The sequence below is a fragment of the Ruegeria sp. AU67 genome (assembly GCF_900312795.1).
GTDB lineage: Bacteria > Pseudomonadota > Alphaproteobacteria > Rhodobacterales > Rhodobacteraceae > Ruegeria > Ruegeria atlantica.
The window spans coordinates 332,157-353,450 of sequence record NZ_OMPH01000040.1; the positions used below are offsets into that span (position 1 = coordinate 332,157).

Here is a 21,294-nt window from a genome sequence, read left to right on the forward strand (position 1 = left end):
AAAAGAGTGACGCAACAAGTTATCTTTCATTTACCTGAAGCAACATCTGAATAGAAACCACTACAACCAATCCCGCAAAATCGGGATCAACGGCACATCTGCAGCCGGCATTGGATAATTGCGCAGGTCATTCGCGCGCACCCACTTCAGCGCCTGACCCTCTTTGGACTGAGGTATGCCTTCCCATTTGCGGCAGGCAAACAGCGGCATCAGCAGGTGAAAATCGTCATAGCTGTGGCTGGTAAAGGTCAGCGGGGCGAGGCATGAGGCCCAGGTGTCTATACCCAGTTCCTCATGCAATTCGCGGATCAGGGCGGCCTCGGGGGTTTCGCCGGGTTCGATCTTGCCACCGGGGAATTCCCAGAGACCGGCCATAGATTTGCCCTCGGGTCGTTGGGCCAGAAGCACCCGGCCCTCAATGTCGATCAGGGCGACAGCGGACACCAGTAAGGTCTTCACGAGCGATAATCCGCGTTGATCTCGATATAGCCGTGGGTCAGATCGCAGGTCCAAACGGTGGATTTGCCTTCGCCCAACCCAAGATCGACCGCAATCACAAGGTCTTGACCTTTCATATAGGCGGCGGCGTCATCCTCACGGTAATCCGGGCTGACCCAGCCCTTTTCGGCAACCAGAATGTCACCGAAGGAAATACTCAGCAGGTCGCGGTCAGCGGCGGCACCGGATTTACCGATAGCCATGACGATCCGGCCCCAGTTCGGGTCTTCACCAGCAATGGCCGTTTTCACCAGCGGTGAGTTGGCGATGGCCAGACCATGCACCTTGGCGTCCGTATCCGACGCGGCACCGGTTACACGAATTTCCACAAATTTCGTAGCACCTTCACCGTCGCGCACCACCTGTTGCGCCAGATCCAGCATCACGCTTTCCAGCGCCTCGACAAACGCCGGGTTGCCGGTGGCATCTACGCCCGAAGCTCCAGTTGCACAGAGCAACAGGCTGTCCGAGGTCGAGGTGTCGCTGTCCACGGTAATACAGTTGAATGTCCGGTCGGTTTGGGCGCTCAGCATCGCCTGCAGGGCGGACTGTTCGACCTGTGCATCGGTAAAGATGTAGACAAGCATCGTCGCCATATCCGGCGCGATCATGCCTGACCCCTTGGCAATCCCTGCGATAGAGACTGTTCTTCCGTCAATCTCGACCTTTACGCTGGACCCTTTTGGAAAGGTATCCGTGGTCATGATCGCCCGCGCTGCGTCCTCGATCGCGTGTCGGCTGAGGCCCGCCTTCAACGCCTCAAGCTGTGCCACGATGCGGTCGTGGGGCAGCGGCTCACCAATCACGCCGGTGGAAGAGGTGAAGACGCGTTCCACTGCAACGCCGGTCGCTTTGGACACTGCTTGCGTGACCTCAGCCACCGAGGTTTGACCATAATGACCTGTAAAGGCATTGGCATTGCCCGAATTCACCAAAATCGCCGCTGGCCCATCGCTGGACCCGCCGATCTTGTCCTGACAGTCCAGCACGGGGGCAGCGCGGGTGGCCGATCGAGTGAACACCCCGGCCACAGATGTGCCTGGATCCAGAACCGCCAACATTACGTCGGTGCGGCCCTGATAACGCACGCCAGCCTCGACGGTGGCAAAACGCACACCGTCAATGGCAGGCAGATCGGGAAAACCCGCTGGCGCGAGCGGCGAAACCTTGGTGATCGCGGCCACTGGGGTTACTCCTGAATCAGATCGATCTGACGGATGACCTCGGGGCCAACACCGTCCAAAGCGGGACGTTCGATCTGCGACTGCTGCGTCAGCTCGTCAATCTTGGCTTGAATCGCGTCCTGCTGAAGAGACTGGGCCAGCTGTTCACGGACGGCATCAAGCCCCGGCGCTTCGGATTTTCGCGTGTCGTTGAGAATGATCAGGTGCCAGCCGAACTGTGTTTGCACCGGATCCGAGATCTGACCCTTTTCCAACGAAACAACGGCGTTTTCGAATTCCGGAACCATCTGGCCCTTGCCAAACCATCCCAATGACCCGCCATTCGGACCCGATGGGCCGGTCGACTTTTCCTTGGCCGTCTCGGCAAAATCGCCGCCGTCATCCAGCAGGGTTTTGATTTCCTTGGCTTCTTCTTCGGTGGCTACAAGAATATGGCTGGCGTCGAACTCATCTTCGCCTTCGAAGTTGCCGAATTCCGCGTCATAGGCTGCCTGAATTGACTCTTCGGTCACAACATCGCCCAGCAACGCATTTACTGTCTGCACCGCCCGCATGGACCGGCCTTCGTTTTCCAGTCCCAACTGGTTCAGCCGGTTCAGATCGTCCTGCTGCTGCGCCAGCAATTGCTGCTGGATCAATTGCTCGATGACGAATTCGTACAGAACATCATCTTCGACCTCGGAGTAATTCGGCGGCAGCGCCGCGACAGATGCGATAACGTGACCCAGTGTGATTTCATCCCCGTTCACATTGGCGACAACCGTATCCGCGTCCGGCTTGGTTTCGGCAGCAACCGGCATCGCCATCACGGCAGCAAGAGCCAGCGATGGCAGAAAAGTGAGGCCTTTGGGCATGGAATCATCCTATTTCTTTGCCGCGACGGGGCGTGGCGTTGACACTCTGGGACCTGCCGCTTACATCGCTTTGAAGCCTTGGACAGGGCCGCCTTTCATCCCCCGTATCTATGGGTTGCAAGCAAGGTGGGCAAGCCTGTCGCAACCAAGACAAGAACAGATCCGCTGGAGTGAACATGCTGGGACTCGGAACGCTCGCCAAAAAGGTGTTCGGAACACCGAACGACCGCAAGATCAAGGCGACCCGCCCGCTGGTCGAAAAGATCAATGCGCTGGAACCTGAGTTCGAAAAACTGTCCGATGAGGGCCTGATCGAAAAGACCGCCGAACTGCGTAAACGCGCACTTGATGGTGAGGCGCTGGACGACCTGCTGCCCGAAGCCTTTGCCAACGTTCGCGAAGGTGCCAGACGCGCGCTGGGTCTGCGCGCCTTTGACGTACAGCTGATGGGCGGCGCGTTCCTGCATCAGGGCAATATCTCGGAGATGAAAACGGGTGAGGGCAAGACGTTGGTTGCCACTTTCCCCGCCTATCTGAACGCACTGACCGGCAAGGGCGTGCACGTGGTCACGGTAAACGAGTACCTGGCCAAGCGTGACGCCGAATGGATGGGCAAGGTGTTTGGTGCCCTTGGCATGACCACCGGTGTGATTTGGTCTGGTCAGCCGGACGCCGAGAAAAAAGCCGCCTACGCCTGTGACGTCACCTATGCCACCAACAACGAGTTGGGCTTTGATTATCTGCGCGATAATATGAAAGCGGAACTGGATCAGATTTACCAAAAATACCACAATTTCGCGATTGTGGACGAGGTCGACTCGATCCTGATCGACGAGGCGCGGACGCCGCTGATCATCTCGGGCCCGTCCGAGGACCGCTCGGACCTGTATACCGCCATCGACGCCCTGATCCCGTCGCTGCAGGATGACCATTTCTCGTTGGACGAAAAGTCCCGGAACGTGACCTTTACGGATGAGGGAAACGAATTCCTGGAACAACAGCTGAACGCCAACGGTCTGATCCCGGAAGGCCATACTTTGTATGATCCGGAAAGCACCACAGTCGTTCACCACGTCAACCAGGGTCTGCGCGCACACAAGCTGTTTACACGTGACAAAGACTATATCGTCCGTGACGGCAACGTCATTCTGATCGACGAATTCACTGGCCGGATGATGCCAGGTCGCCGCCTGTCCGAAGGCCTGCATCAAGCCATCGAAGCCAAGGAAGGCGTGCAGATTCAGCCTGAAAACGTGACACTGGCCAGTGTGACCTTCCAGAACTACTTCCGCCTGTATGACAAGCTGGGCGGCATGACCGGCACCGCGCTGACCGAGGCCGAAGAATTCGCCGAAATCTACGGTCTGGGCGTGGTCGAGGTTCCGACCAACAGGCCGATTGCCCGTCTTGACGAAGACGATCAGGTTTATCGCACTGCCGATGAGAAATACGGCGCGATGATCAATGAGACCAAAGAAGCGCAGGAAAAGGGCCAGCCGGTTCTTTTGGGCACAACCTCGATCGAGAAATCCGAACTGCTAAGCCAGCTGCTGCAAAAGGAAGGCATCGAACATAACGTTCTGAACGCCCGCCAGCACGAGCAAGAGGCACAGATCGTGGCCGATGCCGGCCGGTATGGTGCGGTGACCATTGCCACCAACATGGCTGGCCGCGGCACCGACATTCAGCTGGGCGGCAATGTCGAGATGAATGTGCTGCAGGCGCTGGCCGAAAACCCCGAGGCCGATCCTGCCGAGCTGCGAGCCAAGGAAGAGGCCCGCCACGCCGAAGAAAAGGAAAAGGTTCTGGCGGCCGGTGGTCTATATGTCATGGCATCCGAACGTCACGAAAGCCGTCGGATCGACAACCAGCTGCGCGGTCGTTCGGGCCGTCAGGGTGACCCGGGCCGCACAGTGTTCTACCTAAGCCTCGAAGACGACCTGATGCGCATCTTCGGATCAGAGCGGCTGGACAAGGTTCTGACCACGCTGGGCATGAAAGAAGGCGAGGCTATTGTTCATCCTTGGGTGAACAAGTCGCTGGAACGCGCACAGTCCAAGGTCGAAGGTCGCAACTTTGACATGCGCAAAAACGTTCTGAAATTCGACGACGTGATGAACGACCAGCGTAAAGTGGTGTTCAGCCAGCGGCGCGAGATCATGTCTACCGATGACTTGTCCGAGATCGTCTCGGACATGCGCGAACAGGTGATCGACGATCTGATCGACGAACACATGCCGCCAAAAACCTATGCCGATCAGTGGGACACCGACGGTCTGCACGAGGCGATCAAGGAAAAGCTGACCATCGATGCGCCCGTACAGGACTGGGCCGCCGAGGAAGGCGTCGATGATGAACAGGTGCGCGAGCGTCTGGTTAATGCTGCCGATGAGATGATGGCGCAAAAGGCAGCGGCCTTTGGTCCTGAAAATATGCGCAACATCGAAAAGCAGGTTCTGCTGCAGACGATCGACAGTAAATGGCGTGAGCACTTGCTGACGCTGGAACATCTGCGCTCGGTCGTTGGATTCCGCGGTTACGCCCAGCGCGACCCGCTGAATGAATACAAGAACGAGAGCTTCCAGTTGTTTGAGTCCATGCTCGACGGTCTACGCGAAACCGTGACTCAGCAATTGTCGCGCGTCCGTCCGCTGACCGAAGAGGAACAGCGCGAGATGCTGGCACAGATGCAGGCACAGCAAGCACAGGCACAACAGGCGGTGGATCAAGCTACCGATAAGGCCGAAGCACTGGCCGAAGCTCAGGCTTCAGGCGATGCACGCCCCGGCTTTGTCGAAGACGATCCCTCGACTTGGGGGAACCCGTCGCGCAACGATCTCTGCCCGTGTGGATCGGGCAAGAAATTCAAACATTGCCACGGCCGACTGACCTGACGTCACCTTGATCAAAACACATTGAGTCCGTTTCACGGCCACATATTGGCCGTGATTCAACTTCAGGATGCGACTCGCTCCTTCAACTGGGGAGGGTGTTTTGTTTGTAATAAAGAATTACGTGACCACTGGCGGCACCGTCGCTTGTGCTTTAGCCATTGGTTACCTGATGCAAAATGGATCGCCAGCGCAATCGGATGGCGCGCAGGCTCCTGTAACTGTGGCTGCCGCCAATCAGTCCTCGGTGATTGCCGGGCTGGAAGGAATTGTTCTGACCTCCTCGCTTCCGGCCGCTGATGCAACCACCGACATCAAGGCATCGCGGCGAGCCCTGCAACCCGCCCGATCGACCCCCTCTGATCAGAAAAGCTGCACTCTCAGTGCCCGCGCAAAATCCGTCCCCGGCGCTGCGGCGCGCCTGACCGTCAAAGCCCCCTGCCACGGCAATGAACGGATCGAAATCCATCACAGCGGACTAACAGTTACCCAACGAACGGACAAAAACGGCGCTTTGGATCTGACGATCCCGGCCCTGTCGGAATATGCGATCTTTCTGATCTCGGTAGATGATCAGACCGGGACCGTAGCCACCACTCACATCCCCGACCTGGCCAACTACAACCGCATCGCACTGCAATGGCAGGGTGAGACAGACCTGCAGATCCATGCGCTGGAATTTGGGGCCAGCTATGGAACCGCCGGACATGTATCGTCGAACCCTGACGCGAAAGGTGCGGGTAAGGTCGTGCATCTGGGCCAACAGGCGTTCGGCGACGCGCAGAATATCGAAATTTATTCCTTCCCTGCAGGCGAAACCAGCCAGACCGGTTCGATCGAACTGACGGTGGAGGCCGAAGTGACCGAGGCAAATTGCGGCCGGGATTTGGCAGTTCAATCACTCGAGCTGCGTGGCGATCGCCGCCTGCGGTCGCGCGATTTGACGCTGCCCATGCCGGATTGCACGCGGGCCGGTGATTTTCTGGTGTTGAATAATCTGCTCCAAGACCTGACAATCGCGGCAAATTAAACCGCAGGCAGGCTCGACTTTCTTATGACATTTTTTCGTGTGGCAGTGGCCACACTGATTTCGGTGACTCTGGCGTCATATGTGCACGCACAGGATATCACGCTGACCTCGCAAGACGGCAAGGTCGAGGTCACAGGCAACCTTCTGAGCTTTGATGGCGAGTTCTATCGCGTGGATACGCAGTTCGGTGAGCTGACAGTGGATGGGTCGGGTGTTACCTGCGAAGGACCCGCCTGCCCCAACCTTACGGATTTCGTGGCCGAGGTTCGGTTCTCTGGTTCCTCCGTCATGGCGGAAAAGGTACTGCCGGCCCTGATCGTTGGTTTCGCCCAGCAAGAGGGGATGTCGGCGACGCCGCAGCGTTTGGATTCGGGCGCATTCACCTATGAGCTTCACCAGACCGGGCGCGATGCTCCTTTGGGACGGTTCTATTTCGCCCCCAACAACACAGGTAGCGGCTTTGCGGATCTGATCGCCGATGAGACCGATATCGTCATGGCACTGCGTGAAATTCGCCCATCGGAACAGGAGGCTGCGCAGACCGCTGGTCTGGGTGATCTGGCAGATGCAAGGCGTTCCCGGGTCATCGCGCTGGACGCGCTGGTCCCAATTGTGGCCCGGGAAAACCCGGCGCGGCAAATTTCGCCCGCAGAACTGATGAGCGTGTTTTCCGGCGAGATCCAAAACTGGTCTGAATTAGGAGGACCCGATGCGCCCGTTTCCCTGCACTTACCAGACGCCCGATCAGGTTTGGCGCAAGGGGTTGAGGATCGGTTGCTGGCCCCCGCTCAATCCACGCTGGCCGAGGGAATCGTCCGTCACACCCGTAGCAGCGATCTGGTTCGCGCTGTTGCTGATGACCCTTTTGCCATCGGTATCGCCAGCCATGCCGAGGTCGGGCCTGCCCGGGGCCTGCCTTTGACCGGCGGTTGCGGTCACGCGCTGACCGCCACGCGGCAATCCATCAAGACCGAAGACTATCCGCTGACATCGCCGATGTTCCTGTATCTGCCGGAAATCCGCCTGCCCCGCATCGCACGGCAATTCCTGGCCTATTCGCAAAGCGCCGAGGCACAGATGGCGATCCGCGATGCCGGATTTGTGGATCAAGAACCCGAAACCATGCGGATCGGGTTGCAAGGGGATCGTCTGGCCAACGCAGTGGTTTCAGGTGGTGCCGAGGTCGGGTTGGAAGAGTTGCAGCGCATGATCGACACGCTGCGCCCGCAATCGCGCCTGTCGCTGTCGTTCCGGTTCGAGGCAGGTTCCTCAAGACCCGATGCGCAGTCACGCTCAAACATCCGGCAATTGGCCCATGCCCTTGAAACCGGAGCCATCGACGCGCGCAAACTGACCTTTGTCGGTTTCAGTGATGGTGACGGCGCGGCCTCATCCAATGCCAGAATCGCATTGCTGCGGGCAAAAACCGTGCACAACGCGGTGCTATCGGCGGTAGAAACAGCCATTCCGGATAGCGTCGAGATCGCCGTGGACGCATTTGGCGAGGCGATGCCTATGGCCTGTGATGACACGGACTGGGGTCGCAAAGTCAATCGTAGGGTCGAGGTCTGGGTTCAGTAACCCTTACAAATAGCCCTCGGACCGAAAGCTCAACTCATTCGATTTGCCAATAATCAGATGGTCATGCAGCGTCAGGCCCAGCGCGACGCAGGCATCCTGAATTCGGTTGGTCATATCGATATCCGATTGCGAAGGTGTCGGATCGCCCGATGGGTGATTGTGTACCAAGATTAGCGCCGAGGCATTCAGCTCCAGCGCGCGTTTGGCGACCTCTCGCGGATAGACGGGAACGTGGTCGACAGTGCCTTTGGCCTGTTCTTCATCCGCGATTAGAACGTTTTTTCGGTCTAGATAGAACACGCGAAACTGCTCGGTCTCACGATGGGCCATCGTCGTATGGCAATAATCCAGCAACGCGTCCCAGCCTGATATGACGTGCCGTTGCATTACCCGCGCACGCGTCATCCGATGCGCACAAGCCTCAAGGATTTTCAGGTCGGTGATCACCGTATCACCGACGCCTTTGATTTTCCGCAGCCGCTCCTCGGGCGCAGTCAAAACGCGATTAAAATCGCCGAACGTATCCATCAGCGCTCGGGCCAAGGGTTTGACATCCTGCCGGGGGATCGAGCGAAAAAGGACAAGTTCCAGCAATTCGTAATCCGGCATTGCCGCCGAACCACCAGACATGAACCGTTCGCGCAAACGTTTGCGGTGATCTTTGATATACGACGGCAAGCGACCAGACGGCAGCGGTTGCACCGGGGCTTCGTCGGTTTCAAACAGCATCGGGGCTTCGGCAAAGGCGTCCTGAGTCATGGGACCACCGTGCCGCAGAATCGGTTTCTGAATGGTTAACGCATCTCACCCGCAATGCCTTCAGTTGCCCGTCGGACAACCATGTGCAACAGGATCGAAAACACCCCCAGAGTCAGCATCGCCGCAAACATCAAACCGGTTTTGGCCCGCCCATTGGCTAGCAGCATTAGGTACCCCAATCCTTGCGACGACCCGACCCATTCGCCGATCACCGCTCCGATCGGGGCATAGACGGCCGCCAGCCGCATGCCCGAAGCCAATGAGGGCAAAGCTGCGGGGATACGAATGTGCCACAAAACGGCGCGCCGGCTGGCCTGCATGGTCCGCGCCAGATCAAGATATCCGGGCGGCGTGCGCATCAACCCGTCAAAAAAGGAAGAGGTGATCGGGAAATAGATGATCAGCACTGCCATCGCGACCTTGGACCACAGACCATAGCCCAGCCAAAGCGTCAGCAACGGCGCCAGCGCGAAGACCGGCAACGCCTGCGTGAACACCAGCATCGGCTGCACCAGCACCCGCGCGGCGCGGGAATTCGCCAGTTGCAGCGCGGTAACGACCCCCAATACCGTCCCGCAGGCCAGGCCGATTATGACCTCAACGGCCGTGACCCATGTGTGTTCAGCAATGATCCAGCGGTTTTGCCACCAGGTCTCAGCCACCAAAGCGGGGCCCGGAAGGATGAATTTCGGAAGGCCGGTTGCCGAGACGATTGCCTGCCAGATTGCCAACGCGAACAGAGTGGCGGCAAGGCCCGACAGCAGTTTCATGCCGCCTCCTCCCGCAACAGCCGCAGTAGCGCGCCTTGCGTTTCCAGCGTTTCCAGATCGTCCACCTTGCGCGGGGCCGGTGCATGTGGGGGCTGGCAGGGCGTTATGCCGTTCTGCGTCATGACCACGATGGATTGACCCAACCGCGCAGCCTCGCCCGGATCATGGGTGACCAGCAGAACAGTTCGGCCCTGTAACGCTTCGGCCGCAAGGTCCTGCATATCCGCGCGGGTGCGGGCGTCGAGGGCCGAGAACGGCTCGTCCAGTAGAACGATGGACCGATCTTCCATCAACGTGCGGGCCAAGGCCACGCGTTGACGTTGCCCACCAGAGAGTTCGCCGGGCTTCTTTGCCATATGATCCTGCAGGCGCATCCGTTCGATCAGCTGATCACAGCGGCGCAAATCTGGCTTTTCTCCACGCAACCGCGCACCCAGCAGGACGTTCTGCGCCACAGTCGCCCAAGGCAGCAGCAGATCGTCCTGCGCCATGTAGGCTACCCGCTCCCGCACAGATTGCCCGTCACTGGCGCGGATCTGTCCAGTGAACTCTGCGCCAGTGTCCAAGCCAGCAATCAGGCGCAGAATGGTGGTTTTGCCGACCCCCGATCCACCCAGCAGACACGTCCACCGCCCTGCTGCAAGCGTCAGGGTCAACGGCGCGAACAACAACGCGTCGCCAATCGCAGCCGAACCACGGACGGTCAGATCGGGGGCTGGGGTCATGGGGTCAGGCCCATTTGCCAGAAATTGACCTCTAACTCGGTCGCGGTACGGAAGGTGTGGCACAGACGAGTCCAACGCGGGGATGCTTCGAAATTCTCGCCAATACGCCTCGTTAGAGCCATATCCAACAATTCCCCAACCGCCACGCAGGCATCTTGGTAGTCATCGCTGGCATAGGTGGCGATCCAATCGCGATAGGTGTCAGACGTCGCCTCGGTCGCCAGTCTTGTGCCAATCTCACCATAGCCCATCACACAAGGCGCAAGCGCCGCCAGCAGGTCCAGCAAATCGCCGCTGAAACCGGCCTCAAGCACGAACCGCGTATAGGCGAGGTTCTCGGCACGTTCCGGCGTGGCAAACAGCTGGTCCTGCGGGATGCCTTCAGCTTCGCAGATCCCGATATGCAGCTTCATCTCTTCGCTGATCAGCCCATTCACGGTGCGCGAGGCTGCCAACATTTCCGCATGTGTTTCCGATTTCACGACTGCCAGCGCCCAGGCGCGCGAGAAATGAATCAGGAACACATAATCTTGCCGCAAGTAATGCAGAAACGCCGCACGCGGCAGAGTTCCGTTCTTCATCCCTTCGACAAAGGCATGACGGGTGTAATCCCGCCATGGCCCCTGCGCGGCATCGCGCATAAGCGCAAATGCTTTGCCATAGTCGCTCATTGCACGGTCACATCTACTGAGATGTCGCTGACCGGATTGATGCTGTCGATCATGCCGCTGTCTTTCAGGAACGTCTCGAAACGGGCATAGCGACCTGCATCAAAGCCCGCCGGGCGCAGCGCGAAGCGGGGCAGTGTATCCACCCAAGCGCGCGCGTTCAGTTCATCCTGCAGTTCGGGTGAGGTGGCGGCAAAGATATCCCAGCTTTTTTCCGGGTTGTTAACGATGAACTGGGTCGCCTTTTCGGTCGCAGCCAGGAAACGGGCGACCTTGTCGGCATCCATCGTGTCGGGATTGGCGACATAGATCAGCTCATCATAAGACGGTACCCCTTCTTCCTCGATGTAGAAACAACGGCCCGCGACGCCTTCGATGTCCATCTGGTTCAGCTCAAAGTTCCGGAAGGCACCGATCACCGCATCCACCTGTCCCGTCATCAGCGAGGGCGACAGCGAGAAATTGACGTTGACCATCTCAATATCATCCAGCGCGACATCATGGGCGTTCAGCATGGCGCCCAGAACGGCCTCTTCAACGCCCGCGACCGAGAAGCCGATTTTTTTGCCCTTGAGGTCGGCGAGCGTTTTGATCGGACCGTCCTGTAGCACCAGCAGGCAGTTCAACGGCGTCGCGACCAAGGTGCCGACGCGCTTCAGCGGCAGGCCCTCATGGATTTGCAGGTGAAGTTGCGGCTGGTAGGACACCGCCAGATCAGCTTGCCCGGCGGCAACCAGACGCGGAGGGGCCGATGGATCCGCGGGTGGCACAATCTCAATTTCCAGCCCCTCGTCGGCAAAGTATCCGTTCTCTTGCGCCACGATGATGGGCCCGTGGTCGGGGTTAACGAACCAGTCCAGAAGAACGGTCATCTTGTCTTCGGCCCAGGCCGGCGCGGCGGCCAGCAGGGCAATTGCTGTCATCAGCTTTTTCATATCTCGCGTATCCTTTTCGTTCACGAGGTTGAGGCCGCGACGAGAACGATCTCGCCCGGCCAATCCGGTTGCAATTTTTCGGCAGTACGCCACGCACGCAGACCAGTGGCGCAGCACAGTGCCAGCCTTTTGTTCTTGTTAGGCTCTGGTTTTACCAATTCAGAAGACCCGCGGAGCGCTTTGGGATGAATGGGTTCAGGGGCCTCATCCGAGCTGCGCAACTCGATGATCAGATCATCGGTGGTCAATTGGCAGACCGATACAAACGGGAAGTGATGGTTGGGCTCGGGCGCGTCGTCAAAGCGGAACGTGCTGTTTCGCATCGTGCGAGCATCGAACTGAACCATCTGTCCCAATGGCGAAGGGTCCAGCCCAAGAATAGCGCTCAGCGCCATTTGCGCCTGCATTGCGCCAATCATTCCGACGACCGGACCCAACACACCAGCAGTGGCACAGCTTGCACCGCTGCCTGGCGCGTCTGGAAAAACCGCCCGCAAAGATGGGGCGCCACCGCAGAAACCGCCGACATAGCCGGACAACCCCAAGACCGAGGCGCTTATCAACGGCTTGCCCAGCGCGTGACACGAATCCGACAGCGTATAGCTTGCCGCATAACTGTCCGCGCAATCGAGGATAACGTCGGCTTGTGAGGCAAAACGTTGCGAATTTAGGTTAGTTAGAGCCTGATTATTCGTGGAGATCGTAATTTCAGAGTTTATGTCCTGACACCGCTCAGCCGCGACTTCGGCTTTGGGGCGGCCACAGTCCCCTTCAGCAAACAAGGTCTGGCGATGGAGGTTCGACAGGGCCACTTCATCGGAATCCATGATGGTCAAATGTCCGACCCCTGCACCAGCCAGCAGAGGCAAAACCGGTGCTGCCAGCCCCCCGGCCCCCACCACAAGAACCCGCGCGCCGGATAGGCGGGCCTGTCCACGCGCGCCGACCTCCGGCAGGATCATCTGACGGGCGTAGCGGCTCATGTGGTGACCTCGATCCACGCACGTACGCGGGCTTCTGGGTCTGCATTCAAGGTGATGTCTGTCACGACTGAGACAATGTCCGCCCCGGCCTGCAACACACCCGGCGCGCGCTCCACACTCATCCCGCCAATACCGACCAAAGGGACTTCCCCCACGCGCGCTTTCCATTCAGTGACACGCGGCAGGCCCTGTTGTTTCCATTTCATCTTTTTCAGGATCGTTGGGTAGACCGGCCCAAGCGCAACATAGTCGGGGCTCATGGCCAGAACACGCTCAAGCTCGTCATCGTCATGGGTCGAGACACCCAGTTTCAGCCCTGCGCGTCGGATCGCCTTCAGATCTGCGTCATCCAGATCCTCTTGTCCCAAATGAATCCAGTCGCAGCCCGCCTCGATGGCAACCTGCCAATGGTCATTCACCACCAGAACAGCCCCATGCGCACGGCACAGATCCCGCGAAACCGCGATCTGTTCACGTACGACCGCATCCGCTTGGTCCTTGATCCGCAACTGCACCAGTTTCACGCCCAAGGGCAGCATCCCGCGCAGCCAGTCGGAATGGTCGAAGATTGGATAAAACCGGTCGAGGTTCATGACAAAAACGCCTTTCCAATAACAGGGGTCGAGGGTTCGGCCATATCGCGCGCTTCGATCGGGTCGGCCTGATAGGCCAATCGCCCGGCCTCGATGGCCAGCTTCATCGCCTTGGCCATTGCGGCGGGATCGCCGGCCCGTGCCACCGCGGTGTTCAGCAGAACGGCATCATACCCAAGCTCCATCGCATGTGCGGCGTGGCTGGGCAGGCCGATACCAGCGTCAATCACCAGTGGTATTTCGGGAAACTCAGCGCGCATTGCGCGCAGGGCGTATTCGTTGTTCAGACCGCGGCCCGAACCAATCGGGGCCCCCCAAGGCATCAGAACTTCACACCCCGCCGCCAAAAGGCGCTCACCCACGATCAGGTCGTCCGTGGTGTACGGAAACACCTCGAACCCGTCTTCGCTCAGAATGCGCGCGGCCTCGACCAGTTGGAACACGTCGGGCTGCAGGCTGTCGGTATGCCCGATCAGTTCCAGCTTGATCCATTTGGTGTCAAACACCTCTCGCGCCATATGAGCGGTGGTCACAGCCTCTTTCACCGTATGGCAACCTGCTGTGTTGGGCAGGACAAGAACGCTCAGATCGCGGACCATCTGCCAGAAGGTTTGTCCTGCGCCCGCTTCGCGTCGCAAAGATACGGTGGCCACCCCGGCCCCGCTGTCCCGAAATGCCTGTTCCAAGATTGCGGGGCTTGGATATTGCGCGGTGCCCAGCATCAACGGGTTCGACAGAGGTGTGCCATAGAACGTCTTCATCGTTCAGCCCCCCTGCATCGGGGCGACGACTTCGATCCGATCGCCATCCTTGATATTGCGAGCTTTGCGCAGGCTTGTGGGCACAAAACCCTCGTTCACAGCCGTCGCCACCCGGCCCGAAAACCCACATTCCTGTAATAGGTCGGCAAGAGTTCCGGCCTGCACCTCGCGCATCTCGCCATTAAGTACGATCTTCATCAACCATCTCCGAATGTTTGTTGTCCAACGCCAGGTCAGCCACGCCCTTTGCCAGTGCAGGGGCCAGCAGGTAGCCGTGGCGGTAGAGGCCGTTGGCGTAGATTGTCGGTCCCAGTCGCCGAATACGCGGCAGGTTGTCGGGGAAAGCAGGGCGCAGATCGACACCGATTTCCAACACTTCAGCCTCACCAAAGGCCGGGTTCAGGGCGTAGGCTGCGCTCAGCAACTCAAGCATCGAGCGTGCGGTAATTCGGCTGCTGTCCTCGGATTCGATCATTGTTGCGCCCAGCATGTAGACGCCGTCGCCGCGTGGAACGATATACAGCGGCATGCGTGGATGAAGCAGGCGTATAGGCCGGGTCAGTGTCACATCTGGGCACCGGATCACCAGCATCTCACCCTTCACGCCGCGCAAGTCCTGCAGGTATTCGCGCGCGTGCAGACCTCGGCAATCAATGGCGTTGTTCAACCCCGTCGGCGCACGCACATGGTGGAATTCAACACCGTGATCCTGAAGCTGGTGTGACAGATCCAGTAAGGCCTGACGCGGATCCAATTGGGCTTCCGCATCAAAGTAGAGACCCTTTCTGAAATCGTGGAGATCAGGCTCTAATAAGGTTATTTCTCTGTCATCAACTTCAGAAAATCCCTCCGTTCGTCGGGCGAAACAACGTAAATCCGGCAGGTCCCGTGGGTTAGCAACAACCAGTGTGCCGCGCCTGTGGACCTGAGTTCGCTTGGCCCACCAGTCGATTGCCAATTGCCCCAGGCGCAGGACAGGTTCCTCCGCGTTTTCATACTCGCACCACGGTGCCAACATTCCGCCCGCCCACCAAGAGCACCCATGCGGCCCCGGTGCACCGCCGGGATCAAACACCTGAACCTTGGCCCCGCGCGCGACAAGTTCGGACGCAACGGCCAACCCGGCCACACCTGCCCCTATGATCGACCAGACGGTCACGCGGGCCAAACCTGATGGAAGTGATGAACAGGCCCGTGACCTTGCCCGATGTTCAAAGCATCGGCCTGAGCGATAGCGCCCTGCAGATAGTCATGTGCTTGCACCACGGCCTCGGTCAGCGAAAGACTCTTGGCCAACCCCGCCGCTATGGATGAGGACAGGGTGCAGCCGGTTCCGTGGGTGTTGCGGGTCTGTCGGCGCGGCGCTTGAAACTGAGCAATCACGCCCGAATGTGAGATCAATATGTCATGGCAGATGTCACCCTTGCCATGACCGCCCTTCATCAGAACCGCGCCAGCGCCATGTGCACACAGGTCTTGCCCTTGCGCGATCATCTGTTCGCGGCTGTCCGTAGACTCAGAGCCCAGCAGACAGGCTGCTTCGGGCAGGTTTGGCGTTAACACGGTCGCGCGTGGCAACAATACGTCGCGCAGGGTTTGCACCGCCTCTTCTGCCAACAACGCATCGCCGGATTTCGCAATCATGACCGGATCCAAAACTACCGGCCCATCAAATTCGGCGATACTATCTGCGACACATTGGATGATTTGAGGGGTCGCCAGCATTCCAATCTTGATCGCGCCAACATCCAGGTCGGTCAGAACAGCCTCGATCTGCGCTGCAATGACGTCCACAGGGATGCCATGCACCGCCGTAACTGCGCGAGTATTCTGCGCCGTCACTGCGGTAATCACGCTGGCCCCGTAAACGCCAAGCGCAGACATGGCCTTGAGGTCTGCCTGAATTCCGGCCCCTCCGCCGCTGTCAGATCCTGCGATTGTTAAGGCAATGGGTGCCATGTCGTTGCTCCGGTTCAAAATGGGCAACGGGCATGGAAAACGTCTAAGCACTATAAGACCGTTCCCTACGCCGGTATTGCCCGGATCAGGTTCGATGGGTTAGCGCGTTCACGCCTCTCAGCCCCCAAGCAGGGCACCCCAACGGTTGGGGCGACACTCTCAGGGGATGGCGGGGGAATCAAGGGCCAATTTTGGTACAGATTACGGTCAAACTGGACTTATGAAATGCAAAAGCCGGCCTCAACGGACCGGCTTCTGTTTGATGTTCAGGTGTTCAGGTTCAGCCCTTCATACCGTCCCAAAATGACTTGACGGACGAGAAAAAGCTTTTTGATTCCGGGTGGTTGTCTTCGCCCAGATCGTCAAACTCACGCAGAAGCTCTTTTTGACGGCCGGTCAGATTGACCGGGGTTTCGACGGCCAGTTCGATGAACATATCGCCAACGCCACCGCCGCGAAGGGCGGGCATGCCTTTGCTGCGCAAGCGCATCTGACGTCCTGACTGGCTGCCAGCCGGAATTTGCACGCGACCACGGCCACCGTCGATGGTGGGCACTTCGATCGAACCGCCCAGCGCTGCCTTGGCCATGCTGACCGGAACGCGACAATACAGGTTTACGCTGTCGCGCTCGAACAGCTTGTGGTCCGACACCTCGACAAATATGTATAGATCACCCGGAGGGCCACCGCGCATCCCGGCCTCACCTTCGCCCGCAAGACGGATGCGTGTGCCGGTTTCCACACCGGCCGGAATGTTGACCGACAGCGCGCGTTCTTTTTCGACGCGCCCGGCGCCGCCGCAGGACTTACAGGGGTTCTTGATAATTTGACCCAGACCCGAACAGGTCGGGCACGACCGTTCGACTGTGAAAAAGCCCTGTTGCGCCCGCACTTTACCCATGCCGGAACAGGTCGGGCAGGTTGTGGGCTCAACCCCGCCTTCCGCACCTGAACCATCACAAGCTGAACAGGCCACGGCGGCAGGCACGTTGATCGTCTTTTGCAGACCAGAGAATGCTTCTTCCAAGCTTACGCGCAGGTTGTAACGCAGGTCTGACCCGCGCGCGGCCCGTGGACCACCCCCGGTAGCACCGCGCTGGCCACCCATGAAATCGCCGAACAGGTCGTCGAACACGTCCGAGAAGGCGCTGGAGAAATCGCCCTGTCCGCCAAATCCGCCACCTGGACGGCCACCGCCGCCCATACCGTTTTCAAACGCGGCATGACCAAAACGGTCATACGCGGCCTTTTTTTCGGCATCGCGCAAGACGTCGTAAGCTTCGTTCGCTTCTTTGAACTGAGCCTCAGAATCCGGGTTGTCCTTATTACGGTCGGGATGCAATTCCTTGGCTTTCGTGCGAAAGCCCTTCTTGATCTCGTCCGCTGATGCGCCCTTGGACACGCCGAGCACATCATAGTAGTCGCGTTTTGACATCAGTATTTCCTTCTGCCGCAACGTAATCGGGCCGGCCCGGTGACCGGACCGGCCCGAATTGGCCCGGTTTCCCGTTACTTACGTTTTTCGTCGTCAAGATCTTCGAATTCGGCATCGACGATATCGTCTTCACCAGCCGGAGCAGCATCCGCCGCCGCAGGCTCATCCTCGGTCTCTTCAGACTGCGCCTTGTAGATGGCTTCGCCCAGCTTCATGGCGGCTTCGGTCACGTTCTGAATGCCTGACTTGATCTTGTCGGCATTCTCGGTTTCCAGCTCGTCCTTCAGCGCGACAATCGCCAGCTCGATGGCTTCGATGGTGGTCGGGTCGACCTTGTCGGCATGCTCTTCCATCGACTTCTCGGTCGAGTGGATGAGGCTTTCCGCCTGGTTCTTTGCCTCGATCAGCTCGCGGCGTTCCTTGTCCGCCTCGGCGTTCTCTTCGGCGTCCTTAACCATCTTGTCGATATCTTCGTCCGACAGACCACCCGATGCCTGGATGGTGATCTTCTGCTCTTTGCCGGTGCCTTTGTCCTTGGCCGAAACCGAGACAATGCCGTTGGCGTCGATGTCAAAAGTCACCTCGATCTGAGGCATGCCGCGCGGTGCGGGCGGGATATCTTCAAGGTTGAACTGACCGAGGATCTTGTTATCCGCAGCCATTTCGCGCTCACCCTGGAAACAGCGGATGGTCACAGCGTTCTGGTTGTCTTCGGCGGTCGAGAATACCTGAGATTTTTTCGTCGGGATCGTGGTGTTACGGTCGATAAGACGAGTGAACACGCCACCAAGCGTCTCGATACCCAAGCTCAGCGGGGTCACGTCCAACAGAACCACGTCTTTGACGTCGCCCTGCAGAACACCGGCCTGAATGGCGGCGCCCATGGCAACAACTTCGTCCGGGTTCACACCCTTGTGCGGTTCTTTGCCAAAGAATTTGGTGACCTCTTCGATCACCTTCGGCATGCGGGTCATACCACCGACCAGAACAACCTCATCAATGTCGCCTGCCGACAGACCGGCATCTTTCAATGCGGCCTGACAGGGTTTCATCGACTTCTTGATCAGATCGCCGACCAGCGATTCCAGCTTGGCACGGGTCAGTTTCATGACCATGTGCAGCGGCTGACCGTTGGCGCCCATCGAGATGAACGGCTGGTTGATCTCGGTCTGCGAGGTCGAGGACAGTTCGATCTTGGCTTTTTCCGCGGCTTCTTTCAGACGCTGCAGGGCCATCTTGTCGCTGGACAGATCGACACCGTGTTCCTTTTTGAATTCATCCGCCAGGTAGTTGACGATGCGCATGTCAAAGTCTTCACCACCTAGGAAGGTGTCGCCATTGGTCGATTTGACCTCGAACAGCCCGTCGTCGATTTCCAGAATGGTCACGTCGAACGTACCACCGCCAAGGTCATAAACCGCGATGGTTTGGGTCTCTTCTTTGTCCAAGCCATAGGCCAGCGCAGCCGCTGTCGGTTCGTTGATGATCCGCAGCACTTCCAGACCGGCAATTTTGCCTGCATCTTTGGTGGCCTGACGCTGGGCGTCATTGAAATACGCGGGAACGGTGATGACCGCCTGCGTGACTTCTTCACCCAGATAGCTCTCGGCGGTTTCCTTCATCTTGCCCAGAGTGAAGGCCGAAATCTGGCTTGGGGAGTATTTTTCACCGCGGGCTTCCACCCACGCGTCACCGTTGCCGCCATCCACGATGGCGTACGGCACCATTTTCTTGTCCTTCTGGACTTCTGCATCATCCACACGACGACCGATCAGACGCTTGACGCCAAAGATCGTGTTGTCGGGGTTGGTGACCGCCTGACGTTTTGCAGGCTGACCGACCAGACGCTCATCTTCGGTGAAGGCGACGATCGAGGGCGTGGTCCGCGCCCCTTCTGCGTTTTCAATGACCTTTGGCTGAGAGCCGTCCATGATGGCCACACACGAGTTGGTGGTGCCGAGGTCAATACCGATTACTTTTCCCATATGTTCAATCCCTTTCTCTTCAAGGCGATGTCTCGAGGTCCGGACCCGTTATGGCGTCCGGTCCCGATCTGGTTTGCGCAACAGCACTACACCATCGCGCGTCCCGGCGTATATAAGGGCGAGATCAGAGGCCTGCAAGCGGTGTAAAAGGCAGGTTTTCGGGAATCTGCGGCCTTTTTGACAAGGTTTTGGCAAGGATTGGGGAATCTTCAATGGCGCGGCTGCTCTTGCGCGGATTTGACATCAGAAAAGCCTATCTGGACGTTGCGGCACAAACGCAACTGATTGAGGCGTTGCGCCCGATTCTGAAATCGGCGCCGCTGTTCCGGCCGGTTACGCCCTCGGGCAAGGAAATGTCGGTGCGCATGACCTCAGCCGGAGCGTTTGGTTGGGTCACTGACAAGGGGGGCTACCGATATCAGGCGCAGCACCCTAAAGGAATGGTGTGGCCCGACATTCCTGATACGATACTGGGCATCTGGCGCAAGCTTGCCAGCACCCAACGCGATCCGGATTGCTGTCTGATCAACTATTACGGCGAAGGTGCGCGCATGGGGCTGCATCAAGACAAGGACGAGGCCGATTTTTCCTGGCCTGTCCTGTCGATATCCCTGGGCGACGATGCCCTTTTCCGCATCGGAAACGAAACCCGGGGCGGCAAGACCGAGTCGGTCTGGTTGAACTCCGGCGACGTCGTGGTCATGGGCGGCCCCGCCCGTCTGACCTATCACGGGGTAGACCGCATCCGTTTCGGATCATCCAAGCTGTTGCCCAAAGGCGGGCGGATCAACCTGACCCTACGGGTGGCGAGTTAGCGGCGCGCGCCCCAACTGGCCGACACATGCTGGCGGGTGTAAAAAATCCCCAGCAATCCAATTGTCAGCAAGGCCAGCCCAACCCAAAGCGCGTATTCCCAACTGGAGTTACGCGGATAGTAGTTACGAAAGACAAAGCCACGGCATTGGTCAATTATGTGAAACAACGGGTTCCAGGCAAAGAAACTCAGCAAGAAGCCACCCAGCGCATTCCCGACAACCATTTTACCCGAAAAAATCATGTTCATGCGTCGGTACAAGTTTTTGAGAATTTCAGAGGTCCCGGGGAACCACGGCTTGAGCGCCATTAATAAAACACCCACTGCACATCCCGTAAACCAGGCCAGGATCAGCATATAGAACGCGCCGCCGGGCTCTTGGATCTCCAGCGGCTCAATTATGACGCTGTAGGCGAAGAGGATCACAAGGATCGAAACCAATTGCGTATAAAGCGATCCGAAGGCGGTCGCCAACAATGCGACCATCATATTCATCGGAGAATGCAGCATCATCGGGTTGTTTCCTGTAGCCACGCCAGCGACGGTCGAGACGGCTTTGATGTGAGTCAGGAACAGAAAGACACCTGATAAGAGAAACAGGATAAAGTTACCCCGGATCTTGGCCACTCGTGTGCCCAACATCGACAAGATCAGATAAAAAACGGTCACAAGTGCGAGAATTTGCACGATATTGATGATGATCGCGATCACGGCATTCGCGTGTTTTGATCGTATCCCGTGCACAACCGCATGATAGATAAGCTCAGCGGTCGTGAAAGCGCTGCCCAAAAGCGTCTGTTTTCGCTTAAAATAAAACACTCAGTACACTCTTTCCCGCTGAACTGCCTGCAAACTGCCACGAAATTCTT

At 58.3% G+C, this 21,294-nt stretch carries 21 protein-coding genes and 1 riboswitch; of the genes, 4 read left to right on the forward strand and 17 right to left on the reverse strand.

Translation table 11 applies throughout. The features are described 5' to 3' along the window. Nucleotides 1-60 precede the first annotated feature (60 nt). From mutT to DK510_RS21095, 3 genes are read right to left on the reverse strand one after another with little or no spacing between them, the layout of a single operon-like run. Nucleotides 61-459, reverse strand: a complete 399-nt coding sequence (gene mutT / locus DK510_RS21085; protein WP_109313768.1) for an 8-oxo-dGTP diphosphatase MutT — start codon at nt 457-459, stop codon at nt 61-63. Beyond that, nucleotides 456-1,682, reverse strand: coding sequence for a bifunctional glutamate N-acetyltransferase/amino-acid acetyltransferase ArgJ (gene argJ, locus DK510_RS21090; protein WP_108860568.1), 1,227 nt, complete (start codon nt 1,680-1,682; stop codon nt 456-458). The genes mutT and argJ overlap by 4 nt, the downstream gene beginning before the upstream one ends. Before the next feature lie 5 nt (nt 1,683-1,687). After that, nucleotides 1,688-2,536: a peptidylprolyl isomerase gene (locus DK510_RS21095; protein ID WP_109313769.1), complete on the reverse strand. Its 849-nt coding sequence runs from the start codon at nt 2,534-2,536 to the stop codon at nt 1,688-1,690. A 176-nt stretch (nt 2,537-2,712) separates the two neighbouring features. On the opposite strand from DK510_RS21095, the gene secA reads away from it, so the two are divergent. The 3 genes from secA (at nt 2,713) to DK510_RS21110 (ending at nt 8,038) form a co-directional block, all read left to right on the forward strand. Then, the gene (gene secA / locus DK510_RS21100) at nt 2,713-5,430 is read left to right on the forward strand and encodes a preprotein translocase subunit SecA (protein WP_109313869.1); all 2,718 of its coding nucleotides are present in this window, start codon (nt 2,713-2,715) and stop codon (nt 5,428-5,430) included. Between the two features lie 100 nt (nt 5,431-5,530). After that, nucleotides 5,531-6,457, forward strand: a complete 927-nt coding sequence (locus tag DK510_RS21105) for a hypothetical protein (protein ID WP_109313770.1) — start codon at nt 5,531-5,533, stop codon at nt 6,455-6,457. 24 nt (nt 6,458-6,481) lie between these two features. Then, nucleotides 6,482-8,038 carry a phosphate ABC transporter substrate-binding/OmpA family protein gene (locus DK510_RS21110; protein ID WP_109313771.1) on the forward strand — a complete coding sequence of 519 codons (1,557 nt, stop codon included), beginning with the start codon at nt 6,482-6,484 and terminating at the stop codon, nt 8,036-8,038. A gap of 3 nt (nt 8,039-8,041) precedes the next feature. Here DK510_RS21110 and radC read toward each other — a convergent pair whose 3' ends face one another. The 13 genes from radC to dnaK form a co-directional block, all read right to left on the reverse strand. Further along, nucleotides 8,042-8,797 carry a DNA repair protein RadC gene (gene radC / locus DK510_RS21115; protein ID WP_109313772.1) on the reverse strand — a complete coding sequence of 252 codons (756 nt, stop codon included), beginning with the start codon at nt 8,795-8,797 and terminating at the stop codon, nt 8,042-8,044. A 35-nt stretch (nt 8,798-8,832) separates the two neighbouring features. Next, entirely contained in the window at nt 8,833-9,567 is a 735-nt protein-coding gene (locus DK510_RS21120; protein WP_109313773.1) for an ABC transporter permease, read from the reverse strand. Then, entirely contained in the window at nt 9,564-10,292 is a 729-nt protein-coding gene (locus DK510_RS21125; protein WP_109313774.1) for an ABC transporter ATP-binding protein, read from the reverse strand. Before DK510_RS21125 ends, DK510_RS21120 begins: the two co-directional genes overlap by 4 nt. Beyond that, entirely contained in the window at nt 10,289-10,963 is a 675-nt protein-coding gene (gene tenA / locus DK510_RS21130) for a thiaminase II (protein ID WP_109313775.1), read from the reverse strand. Before tenA ends, DK510_RS21125 begins: the two co-directional genes overlap by 4 nt. Next, entirely contained in the window at nt 10,960-11,895 is a 936-nt protein-coding gene (locus DK510_RS21135) for an ABC transporter substrate-binding protein (protein WP_109313870.1), read from the reverse strand. Before DK510_RS21135 ends, tenA begins: the two co-directional genes overlap by 4 nt. Before the next feature lie 20 nt (nt 11,896-11,915). Then, complete coding sequence (locus tag DK510_RS21140) at nt 11,916-12,878, reverse strand: HesA/MoeB/ThiF family protein (protein WP_109313776.1); 963 nt, start codon at nt 12,876-12,878, stop codon at nt 11,916-11,918. Then, nucleotides 12,875-13,471, reverse strand: coding sequence for a thiamine phosphate synthase (locus DK510_RS21145; protein WP_109313777.1), 597 nt, complete (start codon nt 13,469-13,471; stop codon nt 12,875-12,877). The genes DK510_RS21140 and DK510_RS21145 overlap by 4 nt, the downstream gene beginning before the upstream one ends. Next, nucleotides 13,468-14,232 carry a thiazole synthase gene (locus DK510_RS21150; RefSeq protein WP_109313778.1) on the reverse strand — a complete coding sequence of 255 codons (765 nt, stop codon included), beginning with the start codon at nt 14,230-14,232 and terminating at the stop codon, nt 13,468-13,470. The genes DK510_RS21145 and DK510_RS21150 overlap by 4 nt, the downstream gene beginning before the upstream one ends. Before the next feature lie 3 nt (nt 14,233-14,235). Further along, nucleotides 14,236-14,430, reverse strand: coding sequence for a sulfur carrier protein ThiS (gene thiS / locus DK510_RS21155; protein ID WP_109313779.1), 195 nt, complete (start codon nt 14,428-14,430; stop codon nt 14,236-14,238). Beyond that, a complete protein-coding gene (locus DK510_RS21160) occupies nt 14,414-15,391 on the reverse strand; it encodes an FAD-dependent oxidoreductase (RefSeq protein WP_109313871.1) in 978 nt (325 codons plus the stop codon). The genes thiS and DK510_RS21160 overlap by 17 nt, the downstream gene beginning before the upstream one ends. Beyond that, the gene (thiD, locus tag DK510_RS21165) at nt 15,388-16,191 is read right to left on the reverse strand and encodes a bifunctional hydroxymethylpyrimidine kinase/phosphomethylpyrimidine kinase (RefSeq protein WP_109313780.1); all 804 of its coding nucleotides are present in this window, start codon (nt 16,189-16,191) and stop codon (nt 15,388-15,390) included. The genes DK510_RS21160 and thiD overlap by 4 nt, the downstream gene beginning before the upstream one ends. A 45-nt stretch (nt 16,192-16,236) precedes the next feature. Then, a riboswitch (TPP riboswitch) is annotated at nt 16,237-16,342 on the reverse strand. A gap of 129 nt (nt 16,343-16,471) precedes the next feature. Next, nucleotides 16,472-17,626 (reverse strand): molecular chaperone DnaJ, encoded by a 1,155-nt coding sequence (gene dnaJ, locus DK510_RS21170; protein WP_109313781.1) that lies wholly within the window; start codon nt 17,624-17,626, stop codon nt 16,472-16,474. 74 nt (nt 17,627-17,700) lie between these two features. Then, nucleotides 17,701-19,611: a molecular chaperone DnaK gene (dnaK, locus tag DK510_RS21175; protein ID WP_058275103.1), complete on the reverse strand. Its 1,911-nt coding sequence runs from the start codon at nt 19,609-19,611 to the stop codon at nt 17,701-17,703. Between the two features lie 212 nt (nt 19,612-19,823). Here dnaK and DK510_RS21180 point away from each other — a divergent pair, with 212 nt between their 5' ends. Beyond that, on the forward strand, nt 19,824-20,426 hold the full coding sequence (locus DK510_RS21180) for an alpha-ketoglutarate-dependent dioxygenase AlkB (RefSeq protein WP_109313782.1): 603 nt from the start codon (nt 19,824-19,826) through the stop codon (nt 20,424-20,426). On the opposite strand, the gene DK510_RS21185 is transcribed toward DK510_RS21180, so the two are convergent. Further along, nucleotides 20,423-21,244 carry an ABC transporter permease gene (locus DK510_RS21185; RefSeq protein ID WP_109313783.1) on the reverse strand — a complete coding sequence of 274 codons (822 nt, stop codon included), beginning with the start codon at nt 21,242-21,244 and terminating at the stop codon, nt 20,423-20,425. The genes DK510_RS21180 and DK510_RS21185 overlap by 4 nt on opposite strands. Nucleotides 21,245-21,294 lie beyond the last annotated feature (50 nt).

Coding starts and splice junctions, on each gene's coding strand:
- secA (WP_109313869.1), top strand. CDS start 2,713: ATGCTGGGACTCGGAACGCTCGCCAAAAAGGTGTTCGGAACACCGAAC.
- DK510_RS21140 (WP_109313776.1), bottom strand. CDS start 12,878: ATGAGCCGCTACGCCCGTCAGATGATCCTGCCGGAGGTCGGCGCGCGT.
- DK510_RS21110 (WP_109313771.1), top strand. CDS start 6,482: ATGACATTTTTTCGTGTGGCAGTGGCCACACTGATTTCGGTGACTCTG.
- dnaJ (WP_109313781.1), bottom strand. CDS start 17,626: ATGTCAAAACGCGACTACTATGATGTGCTCGGCGTGTCCAAGGGCGCA.
- DK510_RS21120 (WP_109313773.1), bottom strand. CDS start 9,567: ATGAAACTGCTGTCGGGCCTTGCCGCCACTCTGTTCGCGTTGGCAATC.
- thiS (WP_109313779.1), bottom strand. CDS start 14,430: ATGAAGATCGTACTTAATGGCGAGATGCGCGAGGTGCAGGCCGGAACT.
- thiD (WP_109313780.1), bottom strand. CDS start 16,191: ATGGCACCCATTGCCTTAACAATCGCAGGATCTGACAGCGGCGGAGGG.
- DK510_RS21150 (WP_109313778.1), bottom strand. CDS start 14,232: ATGAAGACGTTCTATGGCACACCTCTGTCGAACCCGTTGATGCTGGGC.
- DK510_RS21180 (WP_109313782.1), top strand. CDS start 19,824: ATGGCGCGGCTGCTCTTGCGCGGATTTGACATCAGAAAAGCCTATCTG.
- DK510_RS21125 (WP_109313774.1), bottom strand. CDS start 10,292: ATGACCCCAGCCCCCGATCTGACCGTCCGTGGTTCGGCTGCGATTGGC.
- tenA (WP_109313775.1), bottom strand. CDS start 10,963: ATGAGCGACTATGGCAAAGCATTTGCGCTTATGCGCGATGCCGCGCAG.
- DK510_RS21145 (WP_109313777.1), bottom strand. CDS start 13,471: ATGAACCTCGACCGGTTTTATCCAATCTTCGACCATTCCGACTGGCTG.
- dnaK (WP_058275103.1), bottom strand. CDS start 19,611: ATGGGAAAAGTAATCGGTATTGACCTCGGCACCACCAACTCGTGTGTG.
- radC (WP_109313772.1), bottom strand. CDS start 8,797: ATGACTCAGGACGCCTTTGCCGAAGCCCCGATGCTGTTTGAAACCGAC.
- DK510_RS21095 (WP_109313769.1), bottom strand. CDS start 2,536: ATGCCCAAAGGCCTCACTTTTCTGCCATCGCTGGCTCTTGCTGCCGTG.
- DK510_RS21135 (WP_109313870.1), bottom strand. CDS start 11,895: ATGAAAAAGCTGATGACAGCAATTGCCCTGCTGGCCGCCGCGCCGGCC.